Genomic DNA, 18060 nt, shown 5'->3' on the forward strand with positions numbered 1-18060 from the left:
ACGTTGACGTGCGGCTTGGTCCGCTCAAATTTGCCTTTTGCCATTTTTCTCTCCAGATAAAGAACATGCCCGTGTACGGTTTAACGTCTGCACTGTGTTGCTGATTCACTTCGCACGGGCACGAAGTGGCACACAATCGCAGACAAGGAAAAAAGCTGCCAACCCCATCCGGAATCGGCAGCGAACGTTACTTACTTGGCGCGCGAAGCCATGATGGCTTCCGACACATTGCGCGGAGCTTCAGAGTAGTGCTTGAACTCCATGGAGTACGTAGCACGGCCCTGCGACATCGAACGCAGCGTGGTCGAATAGCCGAACATTTCAGACAGCGGCACTTCCGCCTTGATGGCTTTGCCGCCACCGACCATGTCTTCCATGCCCTGCACCATGCCGCGGCGTGAGGACAGATCGCCCATCACGTTGCCGGCGTAGTCTTCAGGCGTCTCAACTTCCACGGCCATCATGGGCTCCAGAATCACGGGGCTTGCCTTGCGGCAGCCTTCCTTAAAGCCGAAGATGGCGGCCATCTTGAAGGCCAGCTCGTTCGAGTCCACATCGTGGTACGAACCGAAGTGCAGCGTGACCTTGACGTCAACCACCGGATAGCCAGCCAACACGCCGGACGTGACGGCCTCGTTGATGCCCTTTTCCACCGCAGGGATGTATTCGCGAGGAACCACACCGCCCTTGATGGCGTCGACGAACTCGATGCCCTTGCCGGCTTCGTTCGGCTCAATCTTGAGCACAACGTGACCGTACTGGCCTTTACCGCCGGACTGGCGCACGAACTTGCCTTCAGCGTCTTCCACCGTTTTACGGATGGTTTCGCGGTAAGCCACCTGCGGCTTGCCGACGTTGGCTTCCACGCCGAATTCGCGCTTCATGCGGTCGACAATAATTTCCAGATGCAGCTCGCCCATACCGGCGATCAGGGTCTGACCGGACTCTTCGTCGGTCTTGACGCGGAAAGAGGGATCTTCCTGCGCCAGGCGCTGCAGGGCGATGCCCATTTTTTCCTGGTCAGCCTTGGTCTTGGGTTCCACGGCTTGGGTAATCACAGGCTCGGGGAACACCATGCGCTCAAGCATGACGATGGCATCCGGATCGCACAGGGTTTCGCCCGTGGTCACGTCTTTCAGACCCACGCAGGCGGCGATGTCGCCGGCGCGGATTTCGCTGACTTCTTCACGGTTGTTCGCGTGCATCTGCACGATACGGCCGATACGCTCTTTCTTGCCTTTGATCGGGTTGTAAACGCTGTCGCCCTTTTTCAGGACGCCGGAGTAAACGCGCACGAAGGTGAGCTGGCCCACAAACGGGTCAGTCATCAGCTTGAATGCCAGCGCAGAGAATTTCTCTTCGTCGTCAGCCTTGCGGGTGACAGGCGCTTCGTCTTCGTCCATGCCCTTGACGGGAGGAATGTCGATCGGCGACGGCATGAATTCAATCACGGCGTCCAGCATGCGCTGCACGCCCTTGTTCTTGAAGGCAGAGCCGCAGTACATCGGCTGGATTTCGCTGGCGATGGTACGCGTGCGGATGCCCAGCTTGATTTCAGCTTCGGTCAGATCACCTTCTTCAAGGTATTTGTTCATCAGCTCTTCAGACGACTCGGCGGCAGCCTCAACCATCTTCTCGCGCCATTCCTTGGCCAGCTCGACGAGCTCGGCGGGGATATCACTGTAGGTGAACTTCATGCCTTGCGAGGCCTCATCCCAGATGATGGCCTTCATTTTCAGCAAGTCGACCACGCCGGTGAAGCTTTCTTCAGCGCCGATGGGGATCACCATGGGCACAGGGCTGGCCTTCAGGCGCAGCTTCATCTGCTCGACGACCTTGAAGAAGTTCGCGCCGGTGCGGTCCATCTTGTTGACGAACGCAAGGCGGGGAACTTTGTACTTGTTGGCCTGGCGCCAGACGGTTTCCGACTGGGGCTGAACGCCACCCACGGCGCAATACACCATGCAGGCGCCGTCAAGCACGCGCATGGAACGCTCGACTTCAATCGTGAAGTCCACGTGGCCCGGGGTGTCGATGATGTTGATGCGGTGCTCAGGCAGGGACGTGTCCATGCCCTTCCAGAAGCAGGTGGTGGCGGCGGAAGTAATCGTGATGCCGCGCTCCTGCTCTTGCTCCATCCAGTCCATGGTGGCAGCGCCGTCGTGAACTTCACCAATCTTGTGGTTCACGCCGGTGTAAAAAAGGATCCGCTCGGTGGTGGTGGTCTTGCCGGCATCAATGTGCGCGGAAATGCCGATGTTGCGGTATTGGGAAATGGGGGTAGCGCGGGACATAAATTACTTTCAGTTCGGGGTTACGAACAAAGACTCGTTGAAAGACTGCCCGCAGTCCGGGCATCCTTCATTTCTTCTACGCGTCTGCTGGCCGGGAAGGGTGTTGTGCACCACACCCGGCTGGCAGAAATTGGGGTTGAACGGCCGGCAATCAAGGCACCCAGCACCTTGAAACCAACCAGCAACCCGTCAATTCAGCGCAGCAATTACTGCAATCGAAAATTAGAAGCGGAAGTGGCTGAACGCCTTGTTGGCTTCTGCCATGCGGTGAACTTCATCACGCTTTTTCATGGCGCCGCCGCGGCCTTCGGTCGCTTCCATCAGCTCATTGGCCAGACGCAAAGACATGGACTTCTCGCCACGCTTCTTGGCGGCTTCCTTGAGCCAGCGCATGGCCAGAGCCATACGGCGGACAGGACGCACTTCAACCGGCACCTGGTAGTTGGCGCCGCCGACGCGGCGGGATTTCACTTCAACCATGGGCTTGATGTTGCCGATGGCCATGTGGAAAGCCTCGAGCGGGTCTTTGCCGGGGTTCTTTTTCTCGATAAAGTCGAGCGCGCCATAAATGATGCGCTCTGCGACGGCCTTTTTGCCGCCTTGCATGATCACGTTCATGAACTTGGCGAGATCAACATCGCCAAATTTTGGATCAGGAAGAATTTCACGTTTAGGGACTTCGCGACGACGTGGCATTTTTTCACCTCTTTGCTTCAGTTGGCATTGCTTTTGGCAACACCGCGAGAGTTATCAAAACCCTCACTTACTCGACCGGTGCAACTATTTGCACTTGGGTCACTTCGTTTCAGACACCTGCCAGGGCGAGTGAAACACCTTGTTTTGAAGGAACTATCACAGGCTTTCCGTGACAACTTCTTCTGGCGCGAGCTCTCAGTGAAGAGAAAAACCCGAACCGGTTTGGCTTATTTGGCCTTTGGCTTTTTCGCACCGTACTTGGAGCGCGACTGCTTGCGGTCTTTCACGCCTTGCAAGTCGAGCGAACCACGGACGATGTGGTAACGCACACCGGGCAAGTCCTTGACACGACCGCCGCGAACCAGCACCACGCTGTGTTCCTGCAGGTTGTGGCCTTCGCCGCCGATGTAGGAAATAATTTCAAAACCGTTGGTCAGGCGCACTTTGGCAACCTTACGCAGAGCGGAATTGGGCTTTTTAGGCGTCGTGGTGTACACACGGGTGCATACACCGCGGCGCTGCGGAGAATTTTCCATCGCAGGGCTCTTGGACTTGATCTTTTCGACCTCGCGCCCCTGACGGACTAACTGATTAATGGTTGGCATTGAAAACGTCCCTAAACGTCTGAAAACTAATTTACCGTGTTGATACGGCCACAAATATTTCCCGCCACGAAAGCGGAAAAGCCTTCTAGTATAAACCGGATAGGGGAATCCCTCAAGCAGAACGCGCGGCCTGAACACACGAAATGGCCGGCAAAGAGAAGTTCGGCGCCCAAAGATTCGATGTTAGCGCCCACTCCAAGTGAGTTTTCCCGCCGGATGCCCTGGAGGAAGAGTCCGCCAATCTCCGACAGGGTATTGGCGGCCCGCAATTTGCCTGAAAACCAGGGGAAAGCGCCGGTATCAACGCCCTGTATAACCAGCGACACCTGAGGTAACGGTGTCGGGAAGGGCTGGATGTGAACGTATCCGCCCAGACCCACCATGCCCTTCGTCTTATTTAATCCACAGCCGGATGGCGTCCCAAGCACGGCCCAGGATGCCGGCCTCGCCCACCGCCTCCAGTGCCACCAGCGGCACTTCGGCCACCGGGGCGGGGTTGTCGCCCAAGGTGACCTTCAGCGTGCCAACAGCCTGGCCCTTGGCAAACGGCGCCACCAACGGGTCGGGCCGCGCCACCTGGGTTTTGACTTTGGCGGCACCGCCGGCAGCGATGGCCACCACGATGGCCTGCGGACGGCCCAGCTTCACGGTCGAGGAGGTGCCTTTCCAGACCGATGGAGTGACCACGGCCTGGCCGGCGTCGAACAACTTCACGGCTTCATAGGCCGTGTAGCCCCAATTCAGCAGTTTTTGTGATTCATTGGCGCGTGCGCTGTCGCTGACCGTGCCCAGCACGATGGCCAGCAACCGGCGCCCGCCTGGCGCACCGGCAGCACCCAGGTTGGGGAAGTCGCGCTTTGCCGTGGCGATCATGCAATAGCCGGCGGCGTCGGTATGGCCGGTTTTCAGGCCGTCCACCGTCGGGTCGCGGAACAGCAGGGTATTGCGGTTGGTGTCGTTGGCCGCAGGCGTGCCGGGATAGCGGTATTTCTTGATCGCCGAATAGCCGATGTAATCGGGGAAATCCTGCATTAGCCGGGTAGACAGGATGCTCAGGTCACGCGCGGTGGTCGTGTGGCCGGGTTCGGTCAGGCCTTCCGGGTTTTTATAGGACGTGGACTTCATGCCCAGCGCCTTGGCCTGCTCGTTCATGAGGCGGACAAAGTTTTCGGCCGAGCCGCCCACGCCTTCAGCGAGCGCCATGGTCGCGTCATTGCCCGATTGAACCACCATGCCCTTGATCAGGTCTTCCACGGGCACCTGCATCTTCGGGTCGATGAACATGCGCGAACCCGGCATCTTCCAGGCCCGCTGGCTGACGGGGAAGGTCTGCTTCAGATCGATTTTTTTGGATTTGAGTGCATCGAATACCAGGTATTCGGTCATCAGCTTGGTCAGCGATGCAGGCTCCACCGGCGAATCGATGTCCTTGGCCGCCAGGATCTGGTTGGCGGTGATATCCAGCAGCAAATAGGAGCGTGCGGCGATTTCGGGCGCTTGCGGCACCTGGGCATGCGCCACGGGCAGCACCGCAGAGAAAGCCAGGAACACGGTGGCGGCAAAAGCGCGCAGGCCGGGGGCGGCGCGGAGGGCCTTGAGTGAAGCTTGCATCAGTAGTGGTTCAGTGAAATTCGGTGAAGGGTAAGGGTCAGAGTCAGGGAGCGCTTGGCAAACAGCATCAGGCGGAGGGCGAAGACAGGTGGCGAACCACAAGATTTTTCAGCAGGGGCAATTGTCCATGAAAGAAATGGCTCCCCCCAGGCACAACGGTAACAGGCAGTGCCTGCGGCCTGGCCCAGTCCAGCACGGCAGACAGCAGCACCGTGTCGTCCTGCTCACCGTGCACGACCAGGGTTTTCAGATGGGCTGCTTCGTCGATGGGCGCAGCAGGCGCGCGGCTCACGCTGGTGCCGACCAGCACCAGTTTTTCAATGGCGCGAGCGGCACTGAGGCGCTCAAAGGCGTGGGTGGTGACAAAGGCGCCAAACGAAAACCCGGCCAGTGCCAGCACCTGGCCGCTGCTGGCCGGTGCCGCATGCTCCACCACGGCCAGCAGGTCTTCGAGCTCGCCCCGGCCTTCGTCATGGCTGCCGGCGCTGCCGCCCACACCGCGGAAATTGAACCGGACGGCGGTCCATCCGCATTGCACAAACGCCCGGGCCAGCGTCTGCACCACCTTGTTGTCCATGGTGCCCGCAAACAGCGGGTGCGGATGCGCAATGACCGCCACGCCGCGCGAGTCGCCGGCGGGAAGGTCTACGGCGATTTCAAGCGCGCCGGCGGGGCCCTGGATGATCGATTTGCGGGTCTGCGAATTCACTGTGACGGATCCATTCAAACAGGTTGCTATCAAATAAGGAGCTACTCGCGCATATCCCTATTGGTCCGGAAGGGAAAAGATGCAAATTTACGTACGCTGCGCCGCCCCCGGCCTACCGCCCGACGTGCGCAGGCACCAGCAGGCGCTCAACGACTTTGCCGTTTTTCAGGTGCGACTCGACAATTTCATCAATGTCGCTGGCGTCGACATAGGTGTACCAGACCGCTTCGGGGTAGACCACGGCCACAGGGCCGGCTGCGCAGCGGTCCAGGCAGCCAGCCTTGTTGACCCTGACCTTGCCTGGCCCGGCCAGCCCCGCGGCTTTCACCTGCGATTTGCAGCGATCAAAGCCTTCCTGTGCGCGGTGGTCGGCACAGCAGTCTTCGCCGTTGGCGCGCTGGTTCAGGCAAAAGAAGACATGGCGTTCGTAATAGGAATTTTGTTCAGGCATGGTGTGACTTTAGTGGATGTGTACCGGAGAAGGTTCCCGCATTGGCCCGGGATCAAGGCGTCTCAACGACCAGCGCCGTGGCTTTTTTCACCAGCGGAAGCGCCAGCAGCAGCGCCGGGAATGCAACGACCCAGGAAAGCGCCCAGGCACCCAGCCAGATGCGCAGGACCCCGGGCGCGATACCGACGCCCTTGAGCGTGCTGATGATCGACACGATGCAGGTCATCAACACCGAAAGCAGCAAGGGTGTGACCCATCGCGCGCTGCGAGCGGGGAGTTTTGTCAAACCGAAAAGGGTGCGCGATGAAGGTTTCGAAGAGTTCATACAGGGTTCCATAAGCCGTCCAGTCAAGGCGCCTTCCCGGCAGCCGGTGGGGATGCAGGGAACACAACCCCGGCATGGCCGGCGGTAGTAGGCGCGTTGATTGACGTAAACGCTTACGGCAACTCTTGAGGGAGATCGCAGGCCGATATTAGCAGAGGCGAATCACCGGCGCGCATCAGCGCGTGGCTCGCGGCCTGAAAGCCGCACCAGGACATACAGCAAGGCCGCATACGGCCACAGCCAGCCCAGCCACTGCACCAGGCCGTGAAAACGGATAAAGCGGCCCTGCTCCCAGGTTTGCAGGGTTTGTGCAAAGTATGGGTCGGCGGGCGCCTGGTTGAGCAGCCCCAAATGGACGGTCAGCGCCAGCAAGGCCAGCGCCGCCGCCGCCCGGCGCGGCACAGGTAGCAGCAGCGCCGCCAGCACAACGGCAAACCCGATGCCCACCTGCACCGGCAGGTCCAGCCAGGCCCAGGCGTGGTCCGGCCCGTAGCTGAGCGCGGCCGACAGCGCCGATGCGGCAATGCCGACCGCAATGATGGCCGCCGAAAACGCCGCGCGCTGCCACAGCGTGCGGATCACACAATAGCCGAGCAGGCAGGGAATCAGCGCGCCCAGCGCCACGCACAGCAATTCGGCGATGGGCACCAGCGGCTGCAGCTCCATGTCGCGCACCGGCATCCATTCGAGGAAAGGCGTGTCGGCCAGCACCTCGGCAAGCGCCGACTCCAGGCGCTCGAACACCTGTCCCAGCCCCAGCGGCACGGAAGCAGGAAACAGCAACGCGGGCGGCCAGAGCATCAGCAATACCAGCGCACCCCGCGCATCCTGCGCGAACCAGCGTGCCCGAAAGCGGCTCCAGCGGTCGACAATGCCGGCTTTTTCCAGCGTCCACGCACAGCACGCGCCCAGCCATGCACCGGTGGTGTTGAGCGCCAGATCGACATTGGAGGGAATGCGCGAAGGCAGGTAGCTTTGCAGCGTTTCCATGGCCAGCGACAGCAGCGCGCTGACCAGCACCGCCACCGTCACAGCCCAGGAAACACGCCGGCTGCGCAGTGCCGACAGCGCCAGCAGGAAGCCCAGCGGCGCGTAGCCCAACAGGTTGGCGCCCACGTCAAACCCCGTCCAGTACTGCGGCAGGGGCGCCGCCAGAAACCTGAAGGGTGAAATGCCTTGGTCGCGCCAGTCGGCAAAGGGGTAAAGGCTTGCGTAGATGACCAGGCAAATGGTTGCCAGGGACAGCGGCCAGGCGGTTGTTCTGTGCACACCCCCGCCGTTCTCACTGCGCTTCGCTTCGTGTAGTTCCTCCCCCCCTTGCAGGGGGCGACGCGAGGCGCCCGGCGAAGCCGGTTCGACCGCGTCTGCTGGTTGGGGAGGGGCCTTCTTTTTCACTGCTGCGCCCGGTTGTGACCTTAGAAGGGCTTGACCACGACGAGGATGACTGCTGCCAATAACAGCAGCACCGGCACTTCGTTAAACCAGCGAAACCATTTGTGACTGCGAGCGTTGTGGTTGGCGACGAACCTGGCCAGCAGGCGGCCGCAGGCGTGGTGGTAGCCGATCACCAGCACCACAACGGCGAGCTTGGCATGCATCCAGCCGTTGCCGGGCCCGCGGCCTATGCCGTAACCCAGGTACAGCCACAGGCCAAAGCCCAACGCAGGCACGGCCAGGATGGTGGTGAAACGCATGAGCTTGCGTGCCATCAATATGAGCCGCTCGCGCTCAGCCACGCTTTCCGGCGGCACCATGGCCAGGTTCACAAAAATGCGCGGCAGGTAAAACAGCCCGGCAAACCAGCTGGCGATGAAAACGATGTGGAGTGATTTGACCCAGAGCATAAGGAAGTGTAGCCCCCACGCTCCCCCACTTCGTGTGGGTCGCTGCCCCCCGAGGGGGCCGCCCGCCTGCGGCCCGGCAAAGCCGGTTCCGCGGCTTATGCTGGTTTAAAACCCGCACCCATCCCCTGAGACGATGGCGGCGCCGTGGCCACGGGCCAAAAAAATGCCCGGATGGCACTGGGCCAACCGGGCTGGTAAGCCTTTTTGCTGTCACACGCAAAGGCCCCGCTCAGGGAGGAAAAGCGGGATGCAGTTGCCAAATTGGTAACCACACGTAGCAATTCTAACCACGCTGGCTGCGCATTGGCAATGATTTCATAAGTTAACTAAGTAATTCCATGTAAAGCCTGCCACCTCCGAAATGGCGCGGCACCAAGCATGTCTCCATATAGATAGATAGCAGATGACGCCCGGCCAAATACTTTCAGGCCTTGATCAACCTTTGGCACAATTTGCGCATGACACAGCACGCCTCCAACTTCGCGCCCTTTCCCGCCGGGCGCCCACGGCGCCTGCGCCGTGATGCCTTCACCCGCAACCTGGTACGTGAACACGCACTTACCCCGCACGACCTCATTTATCCCGTCTTTGTGGTGGACGGCCAGCAGCAGCGCCAGGCGGTGGCCTCCATGCCCGGCGTCGAAAGGCTGAGCCTTGACCTGCTGCTGCCGGTGGCGGAGGAATGCGTGAAGCTGGGCATTCCGGTGATGGCCTTGTTCCCGGTGGTGGACGCCTCGCTCAAAACCTACGACGGCGTCGAAGCCACCAATCCCGATGGCCTGATCCCGCGGGTGGTGCGGGCACTGAAAAAGCACTTCCCCGACCTGGGCGTGATGACCGACGTGGCGCTGGACCCCTTCACCACGCATGGGCAGGACGGCCTGCCGGATGAAAACGGTTACATCCTCAATGAAGAGACGGTGGCCATGCTGGTGCGGCAGGCGCTTTGCCAGGCCGAAGCCGGCGTGGACATGGTCGCGCCCAGCGACATGATGGACGGCCGCATTGGCGCCATCCGCCAGGCACTGGAGGCCAAAAAGCTGATCCACACCCGCATCATGGCCTACAGCGCCAAGTACGCGAGCGCGTTCTACGGCCCCTTCCGCGACGCGGTCGGCTCGGCCAACAATCTGGGCAAAGCCGACAAAAAGGCCTACCAGATGGACCCGGGCAACAGCGACGAAGCGCTGCGCGAGGTGGCCATGGACATCGCCGAAGGCGCCGACATGGTGATGGTCAAACCCGGCATGCCCTACCTGGACGTGGTGCGCCGCGTGAAAGACGAATTCGGCGTGCCCACCTTCGCCTACCAGGTCAGCGGCGAATACGCGATGATCAAGGCGGCCGCGCAAAACGGCTGGCTGGACCACGACGCCGTGATGATGGAAAGCCTGCTGGCCTTCAAGCGCGCCGGCGCCGACGGTGTGCTGACGTATTTCGCCATCGACGCTGCCCGCAAGCTGCGGCAAGGCTGAACCGGGCGGCAGGTGCCGCGCACAATCGCTATTAAAATCATAGCTGCTTGCGCCCATCCTGCTTTGCCGGAATGCCGATTTAATACCTAAAAACAAGGATAAGAAGAGCTTTCATGCGCGTTTTCACCATCGCTTCCGGCACCCAGGGCATCACCGAGACAGACACCCTGCCGGCCCAGTTGCCGGCGCAGGGTTTTGTCTGGATTGCCTGCGCCCGCCGCGAGTTCGAGGTGACGCAGGCGCAGATCCAGGCGGCACTGCAAACGCTGTGCGGCACCCAGCTGGTTGACCTGCATGTGGCCGACCTGCTGAACAACCAGCTCCCTTCGCACTACGACTACACCTCGCAGTACGACATCCTGGTGTTCCGCCGCCTGGCGGCCGGGCAAAGCGAAACCGACCTCAGCCAGCCCGGCGAACCGCTGCACGAGCGCATGAAACGCAGCGGCCCACCGGTCCTCAAGCGCATCGACACCAGCCCGGTCGGCTTTGCCGTGTTTGACAAGGTGGTGCTGACGGTGCACCCCGCCGACTGCGCGGTGCGCGATGCCTACGCGGCCCGCCTGCTCAATGCGACCACGGCGGAGTCGCGCTCCAGCGGCGTCAAACTGCCCGCCAGCCCCGCCGACCTGATGCTGCGCATCGTCAACCAGATGGTGGACGGCTACCTCGAGCTGCGGCGCGAACTCACGCGCCAGCTCGACCATTGGCAGTCCGAACTGCTGCGGCCCGGCACACGCTTTACCAACTGGAGCTCGGTGCTCGATGCGCGGCTGGCCATGCACCACCTCGATGAAATCTGCGAAGACCAGCGGGCCGCTCTGCAGGACTGGATCGATTCGATTGAAACCTGGCCCGAAGGCGGGACACCCGCCGCAGTGCGCGAGCGCGAACTGCTCAAAATCCGCTCACGCGATGTGCTTGAGCACATCGAACGCGTGGTGCACCATGTGCGCCGCATGGAGCAAAGCGCCGAAACCGCGGTGCAAATGCATTTCTCGGCGCAAAGCAACCGCACCAACGACATCATGCGCACGCTGACGGCGCTCACCGCCATCTTCCTGCCGCTGAACCTGATCACCGGGTTCTTCGGCATGAACTTCGAGTTCATGCCCTTTCTTCACGCCTCCACCGGTTTCTGGTGGACCTTCGGGGTCATGGTCCTGATCGTCGTGGTGGTCGCCACGGTGTTCTGGCGCAAGCAGTACCTGGCCAGGACGCGCCGCTGACACGGCGCCCGCAAACGGTCCCCGAAAGCCACCGCCGCGATCTGCCGCCATGCAGCCTGAAACCCGGCCTCACAATCCTTGCGGCGTGAAGGTTGGCTGCGCAGGCTGGAGCCTGCCGCGCGACACCTGGCCCGAATTCCCGCCGGACGGCAGCCACCTTGAGCGCTATGCCGCCCGTTTCAATGCGGTCGAGATCAATTCTTCCTTCTACCGCCCGCACCAGCCGGCCACCTATGCGCGGTGGGCGGCCACGGTACCGGCGCATTTCCGCTTTTCCGTCAAACTGCCCAAAGCCATCACGCACGAACAACGGCTGCGCCGCTGCGATGCCCTCCTGGATACTTTCCTGGCACAGGTCCGCTGCCTGGGCGACAAACTCGGTTGCCTGCTGGTGCAGCTGCCGCCCAGCCTGGCTTTTGATCCAGCAACGGCCACAAGCTTCCTCACCGCACTGCGGCAACGCCATGCCGGCGGCGTTGCGCTGGAGCCGCGCCATGTCAGCTGGTTCACACCAGCGGCCGACGGCTTGCTCAAGGCCATGAAAATAGCCCGCGTCCTGGCCGACCCGGTTCTGTTTGACACAGCCGCCCAGCCGGGTGGACATCCCGGCCTGGTCTATGTGCGGCTGCATGGGTCGCCGAAGATGTACTACTCGGCCTATGCACCCGATGTGCTGGATACGCTTGCCGTCCGGCTTGAGCTTGCGGCGGCGTCCGACGCCGGCGTCTGGTGCATCTTTGACAATACGGCCAACGGCGCTGCAGTGCCCGACGCGCTTCTCCTCACCGGCAAGCTGGCACGAAGCTGACCTGCAGGAGTGGGTAGCAGCACCCCGAAAAGGATGTCCCATGAGCAATCAAGCCGGCAAGAAGGCGCTGAACGGCCATACAACCTGCGCCGATGACCTGACGCGCGAAAATGTCGAAGCCATGCGGCGCGTGGAAGAAACGGCACTGGCCAACCGCAGCCGGGCTGACCGCATCGCCGCCTTTGTCGCCGGCTTTTGCGGCTCCATGCCTTTTGTCTGGATGCACGTGGCTGCGTTTGCGTTCTGGATCAGCTTCAATTCATGGCCGGGGCTGGCGCATTTCGACCCCTACCCCTTCACCTTCCTCACATTGATGGTGTCACTGGAAGCCATCTTCCTCTCGTCTTTTATCCTGATCAGCCAGAACTATGAATTGCGCATCAGTGACCGGCGCAACCAGCTTGACCTGCAGATCAACCTGTTGACCGAGCAGGAAAACACCAAGATGATCCAGATCCTGGAGCGCATCGCCAAAAAGGTAGGCGCCAACATCGAGGGCGACCCGGACATTCCCATCCTCAAGGAAAACACCGACCCCGAAAAGCTGGTCGCCCAGATCGAGCAGGCGCAGCGCGACAACCCATCTGCGGCGAAAGCTTAGAGACTCAGACCCAAGGCTGGGCCAGCCCTTCGGCGTGGAAGGCTTTGATCACGGCAGGCCGCGCCAGCGCACGCTGCAGGTAGGGGCCGAGGTGGGGCCGGTTGCGTGCCGGCGACGACGCAAAGTTGCGCGTCCAGCGGCACAGCGTCAGCGCATAGATATCCACGGCCGAATACGCCGCACCCAACAGCCAGGGTTGGTCATGGATTTTCTCCAGCCTTGCCAGCTCCGCGTCCAGCTGGTCCAGCATCAGGCCGACTTTGGCTTCGGCGTGCGACTTCAACTCGGCTACGCCGGGGTCGTTGCCAGGGTTCATCCAGCGGTCGGTGTAGAAATAAATGATCAGCGCCGACTGCATGGTGTTGGTCAACCAGATCAACCATTTGTAGAAATGCGCGCGTTCGGTGGTGCCGACGGCTGGGGCCAGACCGGCCTCGGGATGCGTATCGCACAGGTGCAGGCAGATCGCGGCGGTTTCATACAGCACCAGGTCACCGTCGACCAGCGTCGGGATCAGGCCATTGGGGTTGAGCTTGCGGTAAGCCTCCGACCGGTGCGCGCCGGTGCTGGTGTCGACGAGGACTTTTTCGAACGGCACGCCCAGTTCCTGGAGCAGGATGTGGGGCGCCATGGCGGCGGAACTGGGAGAGAAGTGCAGAAAGTACATCTGAATATTGTGCCCCACGCTTCTCCCCGCATCTGCAAGCAAGGTGCCGCGGGACTGGCTTTGCCAGACCGCAGGCGCCGCCCCCTCGAGGGGGAACAGGCTACACGCAGTGAGCCTGGACGGGGGTGGATTTTACAGACCGAAGATACCGGCCGCATTGCTCCAGGCGATCTTGCGGGCCACATCGGCTGGCAAATCGCCCAGCCAGGTGCGGTAGCCCTTCATGAGTTCGTCGTAATACAACCAGCGCTGGTTGACCCAGGTGTCGGAACCGATCATGAAGCGGCCTGGGTACTTGAGCAGCAGCGTGCGCCACTCCGCACACAGCTTTCCGCCTTCGCAGGTCAGGCCGGGGCGATAGGACAGCTCACCCATCAACTGCGGGTATTTGCCCAGCAGCGCATCAACACGTGCCACCGGTGCGCCGCCTATGCCGGTGTGCGCCCAGATGAGCCGCGCATCCGGTGCGTGGGCCATCAACAAGTCGATCGCCGTGTCGTCTACGTGCGAGAGCACGGCCAGCTTGTTCTTCGCAGCGAACTGCATGAGCTTTTTGGCCACGGGTCCGCTGGCATTGGCGCTGTCGTACAAATGAAATTCACCGATGCCCTTGTAAGGCCCCGCCTGGTCGCCCGTGACGCCACGCGCAAACTCGGCTTCCACCATTTCGTAAATGGATTCGTCGCGAAACCAGTTGTCATAGTCAGCGCGGTTACGGTACAGGCGGATAAACGGGACCACGGTAACGCCGGTCTTGCGCGTTTCCGGCATGGCAGCCAGCGACTTCGTGCCGTCGTTGGGCCGGGAGTTGGCGACGATGGCTTTGACGCCGTTGCGCTTCATGCGCGCAAGAACATCAGCTGGCGAGTGTGGACCGCTGTTTCCGTTCCAGGCCTCTTCGTTGTAATGCAGGTGCGTGTCAAACAACGGACCGGCGTAGTCGGCCGCTCGGGCAGTCGCCGAAAACGCTATCAAAATAATAGCTGCTCGCGCACATCCGCAAAGGGCTGCAACCCGAAAAGGCTTGAATCCGGAGACAGGGCGCACGGTCAGGCCAGTTTGGCGGCAAGGAACGCCAGCGAACGTTCGCGTGCCAGCTTCGCCGCCGCTTCGTTGTAGGAGCCGCGCTGGTCGCAGTTGAAGCCGTGGTTGGCCTGGTACACATGCACCTCGACTTCCGGGTGCGCCTTGCGGAAGGCTTCAACGCCTTCCATCGGGATCCAGTGGTCCTGGTCACCGAAATGGGCCATGACCGGACATTTCGGCTGGCGCGCGATTTCCTCCTCGGCCGTGATGCCGCCGCCGTAGTAGGGAACGGCTGCGGACAAGCCCTTGAGCAGGCAGGCCGCACGCCAGGTCAAGAGACCGCCCCAGCAAAACCCGATGATGCCGACCTTGCCGCCACCGGCCCTGGCCGCGTGGTCAATCGCCGCCTGGATGTCTTGCAGCACACCGGCGCCCGGCAGCGCGCTGACAGCGGTTTTCAGCTCGAAGCCGATCTTCATGTCCGCCTCGCTGTAACCCATGTCGACGCCAGGCTTGACACGCTCGAACGTGGCGGGCGCCACTGCCAGGTAGCCTTCCGCCGCAAAGCGGTCCGTCACGCCGCGGATGTGCGAGTTGACGCCGAAAATTTCCTGCACAACAACGATGCCGCCGCGCGGCTTGCCTTCCGGTTTCGCCACATAAGCCGGCACGACGAAGCCGTCGGCGGCGGTGAGGTTGGTGAATTGGCCCATGAGATGGATGCTCCGTTGAATTGGTTGATCGGTGTGGATGAAGGGAAACTGGAGGGGAAACGGCCAGCGGTTTATGCCCCGGCCTTAAGCTTTCGCTCCACGAAATCGAGCCGGTCCTGCCCCCAGAACAGTTCGCCGTCGATGACATAACTGGGCGCACCGAACACGCCGGCGTCGATCGCCTGCTGGGTATTGGCTTCGTAGCGCTCCTGCACTGCCTGGCTGAAGGATTGCTCCAGCCGCCCGGCCGGCAAGCCGCATTCGGCGAGCAGTTCGGCCAGCACTTTTTCGTCGGCGATGTGGCGCTCGCGCACCCACACGGCGCTGAAGATCGCGCCGCCGATTTTCATCGCGGCTTCGCTGCCGTCATGCAGGTCCACGGCGATGATAAGGCGCGAGGCCTCATCACCCGACACCGGGAAATATTTGGGCTTGAGGTTCAGCGGCGCATGCAGGTAGTCTGAATAGCGCTGCAATTCCAGCAGGCGGTAGGCCTGGCGCTGCGGCGCACGCTGCCCCAGCGGCAACCCGCCCGAGATGGGAAACACCTTGCCGCCCAGATCGATAGGCAGCACATTCACGGTAGCGCCCGCTGCGCGGGCGATCTGCGCAAAGCGTTCGTGGCCCAGATAAGTCCATGGGCTTTGCGGCGTAAAGTAATAATCCACAACGGTGCTCATGATCGTCTCCGGTTTTGGGGGCCTGTTCAAGTACATTGACCCGATGCAATCCCCGTTTTTACCCGGGATTGCCATTTTCTGCAGGAGGTCCGGTTTGTCAAAAGTTGTTTTGATCACAGGCGGCTCGCGCGGCATAGGCGCCGCATGCGCCCTGCTCGCGGCGCGCCAGGGTTGGGCGGTGGCCGTCAACTACACCAGCAACTCGCTGGCAGCCGACGAAGTGGTGCGGCAGATCCGCCAGGGCGGCGGCCAGGGCATCACGGTTCAGGCCGACGTGGCCGACGAGGCGCAGGTGCTGGCCATGTTTGAAAAAGTGGATGCCAAGCTCGGCCGGCTGGACGGCCTCGTCAACAATGCCGGCGTGGTGGACCGCACCAGCCGCGTTGACGCCATGACGCTGGAAAGGGTGCGGCGCATGTTCGAGATCAATGTGTTCGGCTCGTTCCTCTGCGCACGCGAAGCCGTCAAACGCATGAGCACGCGCTACGGCGGTGCGGGCGGCGCCATCGTCAACGTCTCGAGCGCCGCAGCGCGGCTGGGCGGGCCCGGCCAGTATGTGGACTACGCAGCCGCCAAGGGCGCCATCGACACCTTCACGGTCGGGCTGGCCAAGGAAGTGGCCACCGAAGGCATTCGTGTGAACGGCGTGCGCCCGGGCATCATCGACACCGACATTCACGCTTCGGGCGGCTTGCCCGACCGGGCCCGTGAACTGGCGCCGCTGGTGCCGATGCAGCGGCCGGGTACCGCTGGCGAAGTGGCGGAGTCGATTGTCTGGCTGCTCGGCGACAATGCGAGCTATACAACAGGTGCACTGCTCGACGTCGCCGGAGGGAGGTAGTGCCCCCACGCTTTTCGCTTCGCGTAATGCGCTGCCCCCCGAGGGGGCGCTGCGCCTGCGGCCCGGCGAAGCCGGTTCCGCGGCCCCGGCTGGAATGTGCTGGCTAGCCCGCTTTTGGGCTTGCCACTTGAATTGCCTCTAAGGAAAAACGATGGATTTCAAACCGCTTGTCACGCTGCTGGCCATCGTCAACCCGCTGGCCATCGTGCCGTTTTTTATCCACTACACGCAGGGCTTCTCCGACGAGCAGCGCCGCCGCACCATCCTGGTGGCAGCCTTTTCGGCTTTTGTCGTTATCGCCATCAGCGCGCTGTTGGGCCTGCAGATCCTCGACTTCTTCAGTATCTCGCTGGCGAGCTTCCAGGTCGGCGGCGGCATGCTGCTGCTGATCAGCTCGATGAACATGCTGAATGCGCAACCGGCCGAAGCCAAACCCCTGACCAATGAAATGGAAGACGGCGCCGAGAAGGCTGCGCGCGGCGCCAGCATCGCGGTGGTGCCGCTCACCATTCCGCTGCTGACCGGCCCGGCCACCATGTCGACCGTGGTGATTTACGCAGAGAAGGCCCAGACGGCCTTGCAGGTTGCCGCGCTGGTCGGCTACGGTGTGGTGATTGCGCTGGTGACTGCCATCAGCTTTTCGCTGGCCGAGCCGATTGCCCGCGTGCTGGGAAAAACCGGTATCAACGTCATGACACGTTTGATGGGTCTGATCCTGGCCGCGTTGGCGGTCGAGGTGATGGCCGGTGGTCTAGGAAAACTCTTCCCTATCCTGAGAAGCTGATGGCCGGCGCGCGCATTCTTCTTGTTGAAGACGACCCGGCGATTGCCCGGTCCATCATCTACACACTGGAGCGCGACGGCCTCACCGTGACACACAGCCTGCTGCTGGGCGATGCGCGCCGCCAGCTTGCGCTGCAGCTGCCCGACGCCGTGATCCTGGATGTCGGCTTGCCCGATGGCAGCGGTTTCGATCTGTGCCGCGAACTGCGCGCCGCCGGCAGCCTGCCGGTGCTGATGCTGAGCGCGCAGGGCGAGGAGATCGACCGTGTGCTCGGGCTGGAACTGGGCGCCGACGACTATGTGAGCAAACCCTTCAGTCCGCGCGAGTTGCTGGCGCGCGTGCGCAGCCTGCTCAGGCGCGCGCGCATGCCTGCCCCTGCAGCGGCGCCGGCTGGCGCCAGTCCTTTCGTGATTGACACCGCGGGCCAACGCGCAAACCTGCATGGCCTTCCACTCAACCTGACGCGCCGCGAATTCGGCCTGTTGGCCGAGCTGCTGCGTCACCGCGAACGCATCCGTTCGCGTGATGAGTTGCTCACTGCGGTCTGGGGCACGGATTCGGACAGCACAGACCGCACCGTAGACACCCACATCAAAACCCTGCGTGCGAAGCTGCAGGAAGCAGCGCCGGAGCATGACTACATCGTCACACACCGTGGCATGGGTTACTCCCTGGATATCAATCGCACCAAAGGCAGCTGA

General features: G+C 61.9%; 21 protein-coding genes. 7 read left to right on the forward strand and 14 right to left on the reverse strand.

Going from position 1 to position 18060, the window contains the following annotated elements:
• Positions 1–191: 191 nt before the first annotated feature.
• The 10 genes from fusA to AC1DWQ_RS14225 all read right to left on the reverse strand — a co-directional run bounded on the left by fusA (position 192) and on the right by AC1DWQ_RS14225 (position 8535).
• Positions 192–2294 carry an elongation factor G gene (fusA, locus tag AC1DWQ_RS14180; RefSeq protein ID WP_457281667.1) on the reverse strand — a complete coding sequence of 701 codons (2103 nt, stop codon included), beginning with the start codon at positions 2292–2294 and terminating at the stop codon, positions 192–194.
• Positions 2295–2516: 222 nt separating this feature from the next.
• Positions 2517–2990: a 30S ribosomal protein S7 gene (gene rpsG, locus AC1DWQ_RS14185; protein ID WP_011481226.1), complete on the reverse strand. Its 474-nt coding sequence runs from the start codon at positions 2988–2990 to the stop codon at positions 2517–2519.
• Positions 2991–3217: 227 nt separating this feature from the next.
• A complete protein-coding gene (rpsL, locus tag AC1DWQ_RS14190; RefSeq protein ID WP_092130055.1) occupies positions 3218–3595 on the reverse strand; it encodes a 30S ribosomal protein S12 in 378 nt (125 codons plus the stop codon).
• A gap of 26 nt (positions 3596–3621) precedes the next feature.
• Positions 3622–3978 carry a hypothetical protein gene (locus tag AC1DWQ_RS14195; RefSeq protein WP_477670223.1) on the reverse strand — a complete coding sequence of 119 codons (357 nt, stop codon included), beginning with the start codon at positions 3976–3978 and terminating at the stop codon, positions 3622–3624.
• A gap of 10 nt (positions 3979–3988) precedes the next feature.
• Complete coding sequence (locus AC1DWQ_RS14200) at positions 3989–5206, reverse strand: D-alanyl-D-alanine carboxypeptidase family protein (protein WP_477670224.1); 1218 nt, start codon at positions 5204–5206, stop codon at positions 3989–3991.
• A gap of 67 nt (positions 5207–5273) precedes the next feature.
• Positions 5274–5915: an alpha/beta hydrolase gene (locus tag AC1DWQ_RS14205; RefSeq protein ID WP_477670225.1), complete on the reverse strand. Its 642-nt coding sequence runs from the start codon at positions 5913–5915 to the stop codon at positions 5274–5276.
• A gap of 112 nt (positions 5916–6027) precedes the next feature.
• Positions 6028–6366 (reverse strand): (2Fe-2S) ferredoxin domain-containing protein, encoded by a 339-nt coding sequence (locus AC1DWQ_RS14210; protein WP_457281670.1) that lies wholly within the window; start codon positions 6364–6366, stop codon positions 6028–6030.
• Between the two features lie 52 nt (positions 6367–6418).
• On the reverse strand, positions 6419–6691 hold the full coding sequence (locus AC1DWQ_RS14215) for a DUF2798 domain-containing protein (RefSeq protein ID WP_477670226.1): 273 nt from the start codon (positions 6689–6691) through the stop codon (positions 6419–6421).
• A 162-nt stretch (positions 6692–6853) separates the two neighbouring features.
• Entirely contained in the window at positions 6854–7960 is a 1107-nt protein-coding gene (locus tag AC1DWQ_RS14220) for a VanZ family protein (protein WP_477670227.1), read from the reverse strand.
• Between the two features lie 146 nt (positions 7961–8106).
• Positions 8107–8535 (reverse strand): CopD family protein, encoded by a 429-nt coding sequence (locus tag AC1DWQ_RS14225; RefSeq protein WP_477670228.1) that lies wholly within the window; start codon positions 8533–8535, stop codon positions 8107–8109.
• A gap of 458 nt (positions 8536–8993) precedes the next feature.
• Here AC1DWQ_RS14225 and hemB point away from each other — a divergent pair, with 458 nt between their 5' ends.
• The 4 genes from hemB (at position 8994) to AC1DWQ_RS14245 (ending at position 12648) form a co-directional block, all read left to right on the forward strand.
• Positions 8994–10010, forward strand: a complete 1017-nt coding sequence (gene hemB / locus AC1DWQ_RS14230; protein WP_457281674.1) for a porphobilinogen synthase — start codon at positions 8994–8996, stop codon at positions 10008–10010.
• Positions 10011–10123: 113 nt separating this feature from the next.
• On the forward strand, positions 10124–11239 hold the full coding sequence (locus AC1DWQ_RS14235; RefSeq protein WP_477670229.1) for a magnesium transporter CorA family protein: 1116 nt from the start codon (positions 10124–10126) through the stop codon (positions 11237–11239).
• Between the two features lie 49 nt (positions 11240–11288).
• Positions 11289–12047, forward strand: a complete 759-nt coding sequence (locus AC1DWQ_RS14240) for a DUF72 domain-containing protein (protein ID WP_477670230.1) — start codon at positions 11289–11291, stop codon at positions 12045–12047.
• 40 nt (positions 12048–12087) lie between these two features.
• Positions 12088–12648, forward strand: coding sequence for a DUF1003 domain-containing protein (locus AC1DWQ_RS14245; RefSeq protein ID WP_477670231.1), 561 nt, complete (start codon positions 12088–12090; stop codon positions 12646–12648).
• 4 nt (positions 12649–12652) lie between these two features.
• Here the strand turns inward: AC1DWQ_RS14245 and AC1DWQ_RS14250 are convergent, their stop codons facing one another.
• The 4 genes from AC1DWQ_RS14250 to AC1DWQ_RS14265 all read right to left on the reverse strand — a co-directional run bounded on the left by AC1DWQ_RS14250 (position 12653) and on the right by AC1DWQ_RS14265 (position 15734).
• Complete coding sequence (locus AC1DWQ_RS14250) at positions 12653–13315, reverse strand: glutathione S-transferase family protein (RefSeq protein ID WP_477670232.1); 663 nt, start codon at positions 13313–13315, stop codon at positions 12653–12655.
• 132 nt (positions 13316–13447) lie between these two features.
• Complete coding sequence (locus AC1DWQ_RS14255; protein WP_477670736.1) at positions 13448–14296, reverse strand: amidohydrolase family protein; 849 nt, start codon at positions 14294–14296, stop codon at positions 13448–13450.
• Positions 14297–14364: 68 nt separating this feature from the next.
• A complete protein-coding gene (locus AC1DWQ_RS14260; protein WP_477670233.1) occupies positions 14365–15054 on the reverse strand; it encodes a dienelactone hydrolase family protein in 690 nt (229 codons plus the stop codon).
• A gap of 71 nt (positions 15055–15125) precedes the next feature.
• Positions 15126–15734: a DsbA family protein gene (locus AC1DWQ_RS14265; protein ID WP_477670234.1), complete on the reverse strand. Its 609-nt coding sequence runs from the start codon at positions 15732–15734 to the stop codon at positions 15126–15128.
• 94 nt (positions 15735–15828) lie between these two features.
• Here AC1DWQ_RS14265 and AC1DWQ_RS14270 point away from each other — a divergent pair, with 94 nt between their 5' ends.
• The 3 genes from AC1DWQ_RS14270 to creB all read left to right on the forward strand — a co-directional run bounded on the left by AC1DWQ_RS14270 (position 15829) and on the right by creB (position 18060).
• Positions 15829–16575 (forward strand): SDR family oxidoreductase, encoded by a 747-nt coding sequence (locus tag AC1DWQ_RS14270; protein WP_477670235.1) that lies wholly within the window; start codon positions 15829–15831, stop codon positions 16573–16575.
• Positions 16576–16726: 151 nt separating this feature from the next.
• A complete protein-coding gene (locus tag AC1DWQ_RS14275) occupies positions 16727–17359 on the forward strand; it encodes a MarC family protein (protein WP_457281681.1) in 633 nt (210 codons plus the stop codon).
• Positions 17359–18060 (forward strand): two-component system response regulator CreB, encoded by a 702-nt coding sequence (creB, locus tag AC1DWQ_RS14280; protein ID WP_477670236.1) that lies wholly within the window; start codon positions 17359–17361, stop codon positions 18058–18060. The genes AC1DWQ_RS14275 and creB overlap by 1 nt, the downstream gene beginning before the upstream one ends.

The sequence above is a fragment of the Polaromonas sp. P2_G11 genome (genome assembly GCF_056403595.1).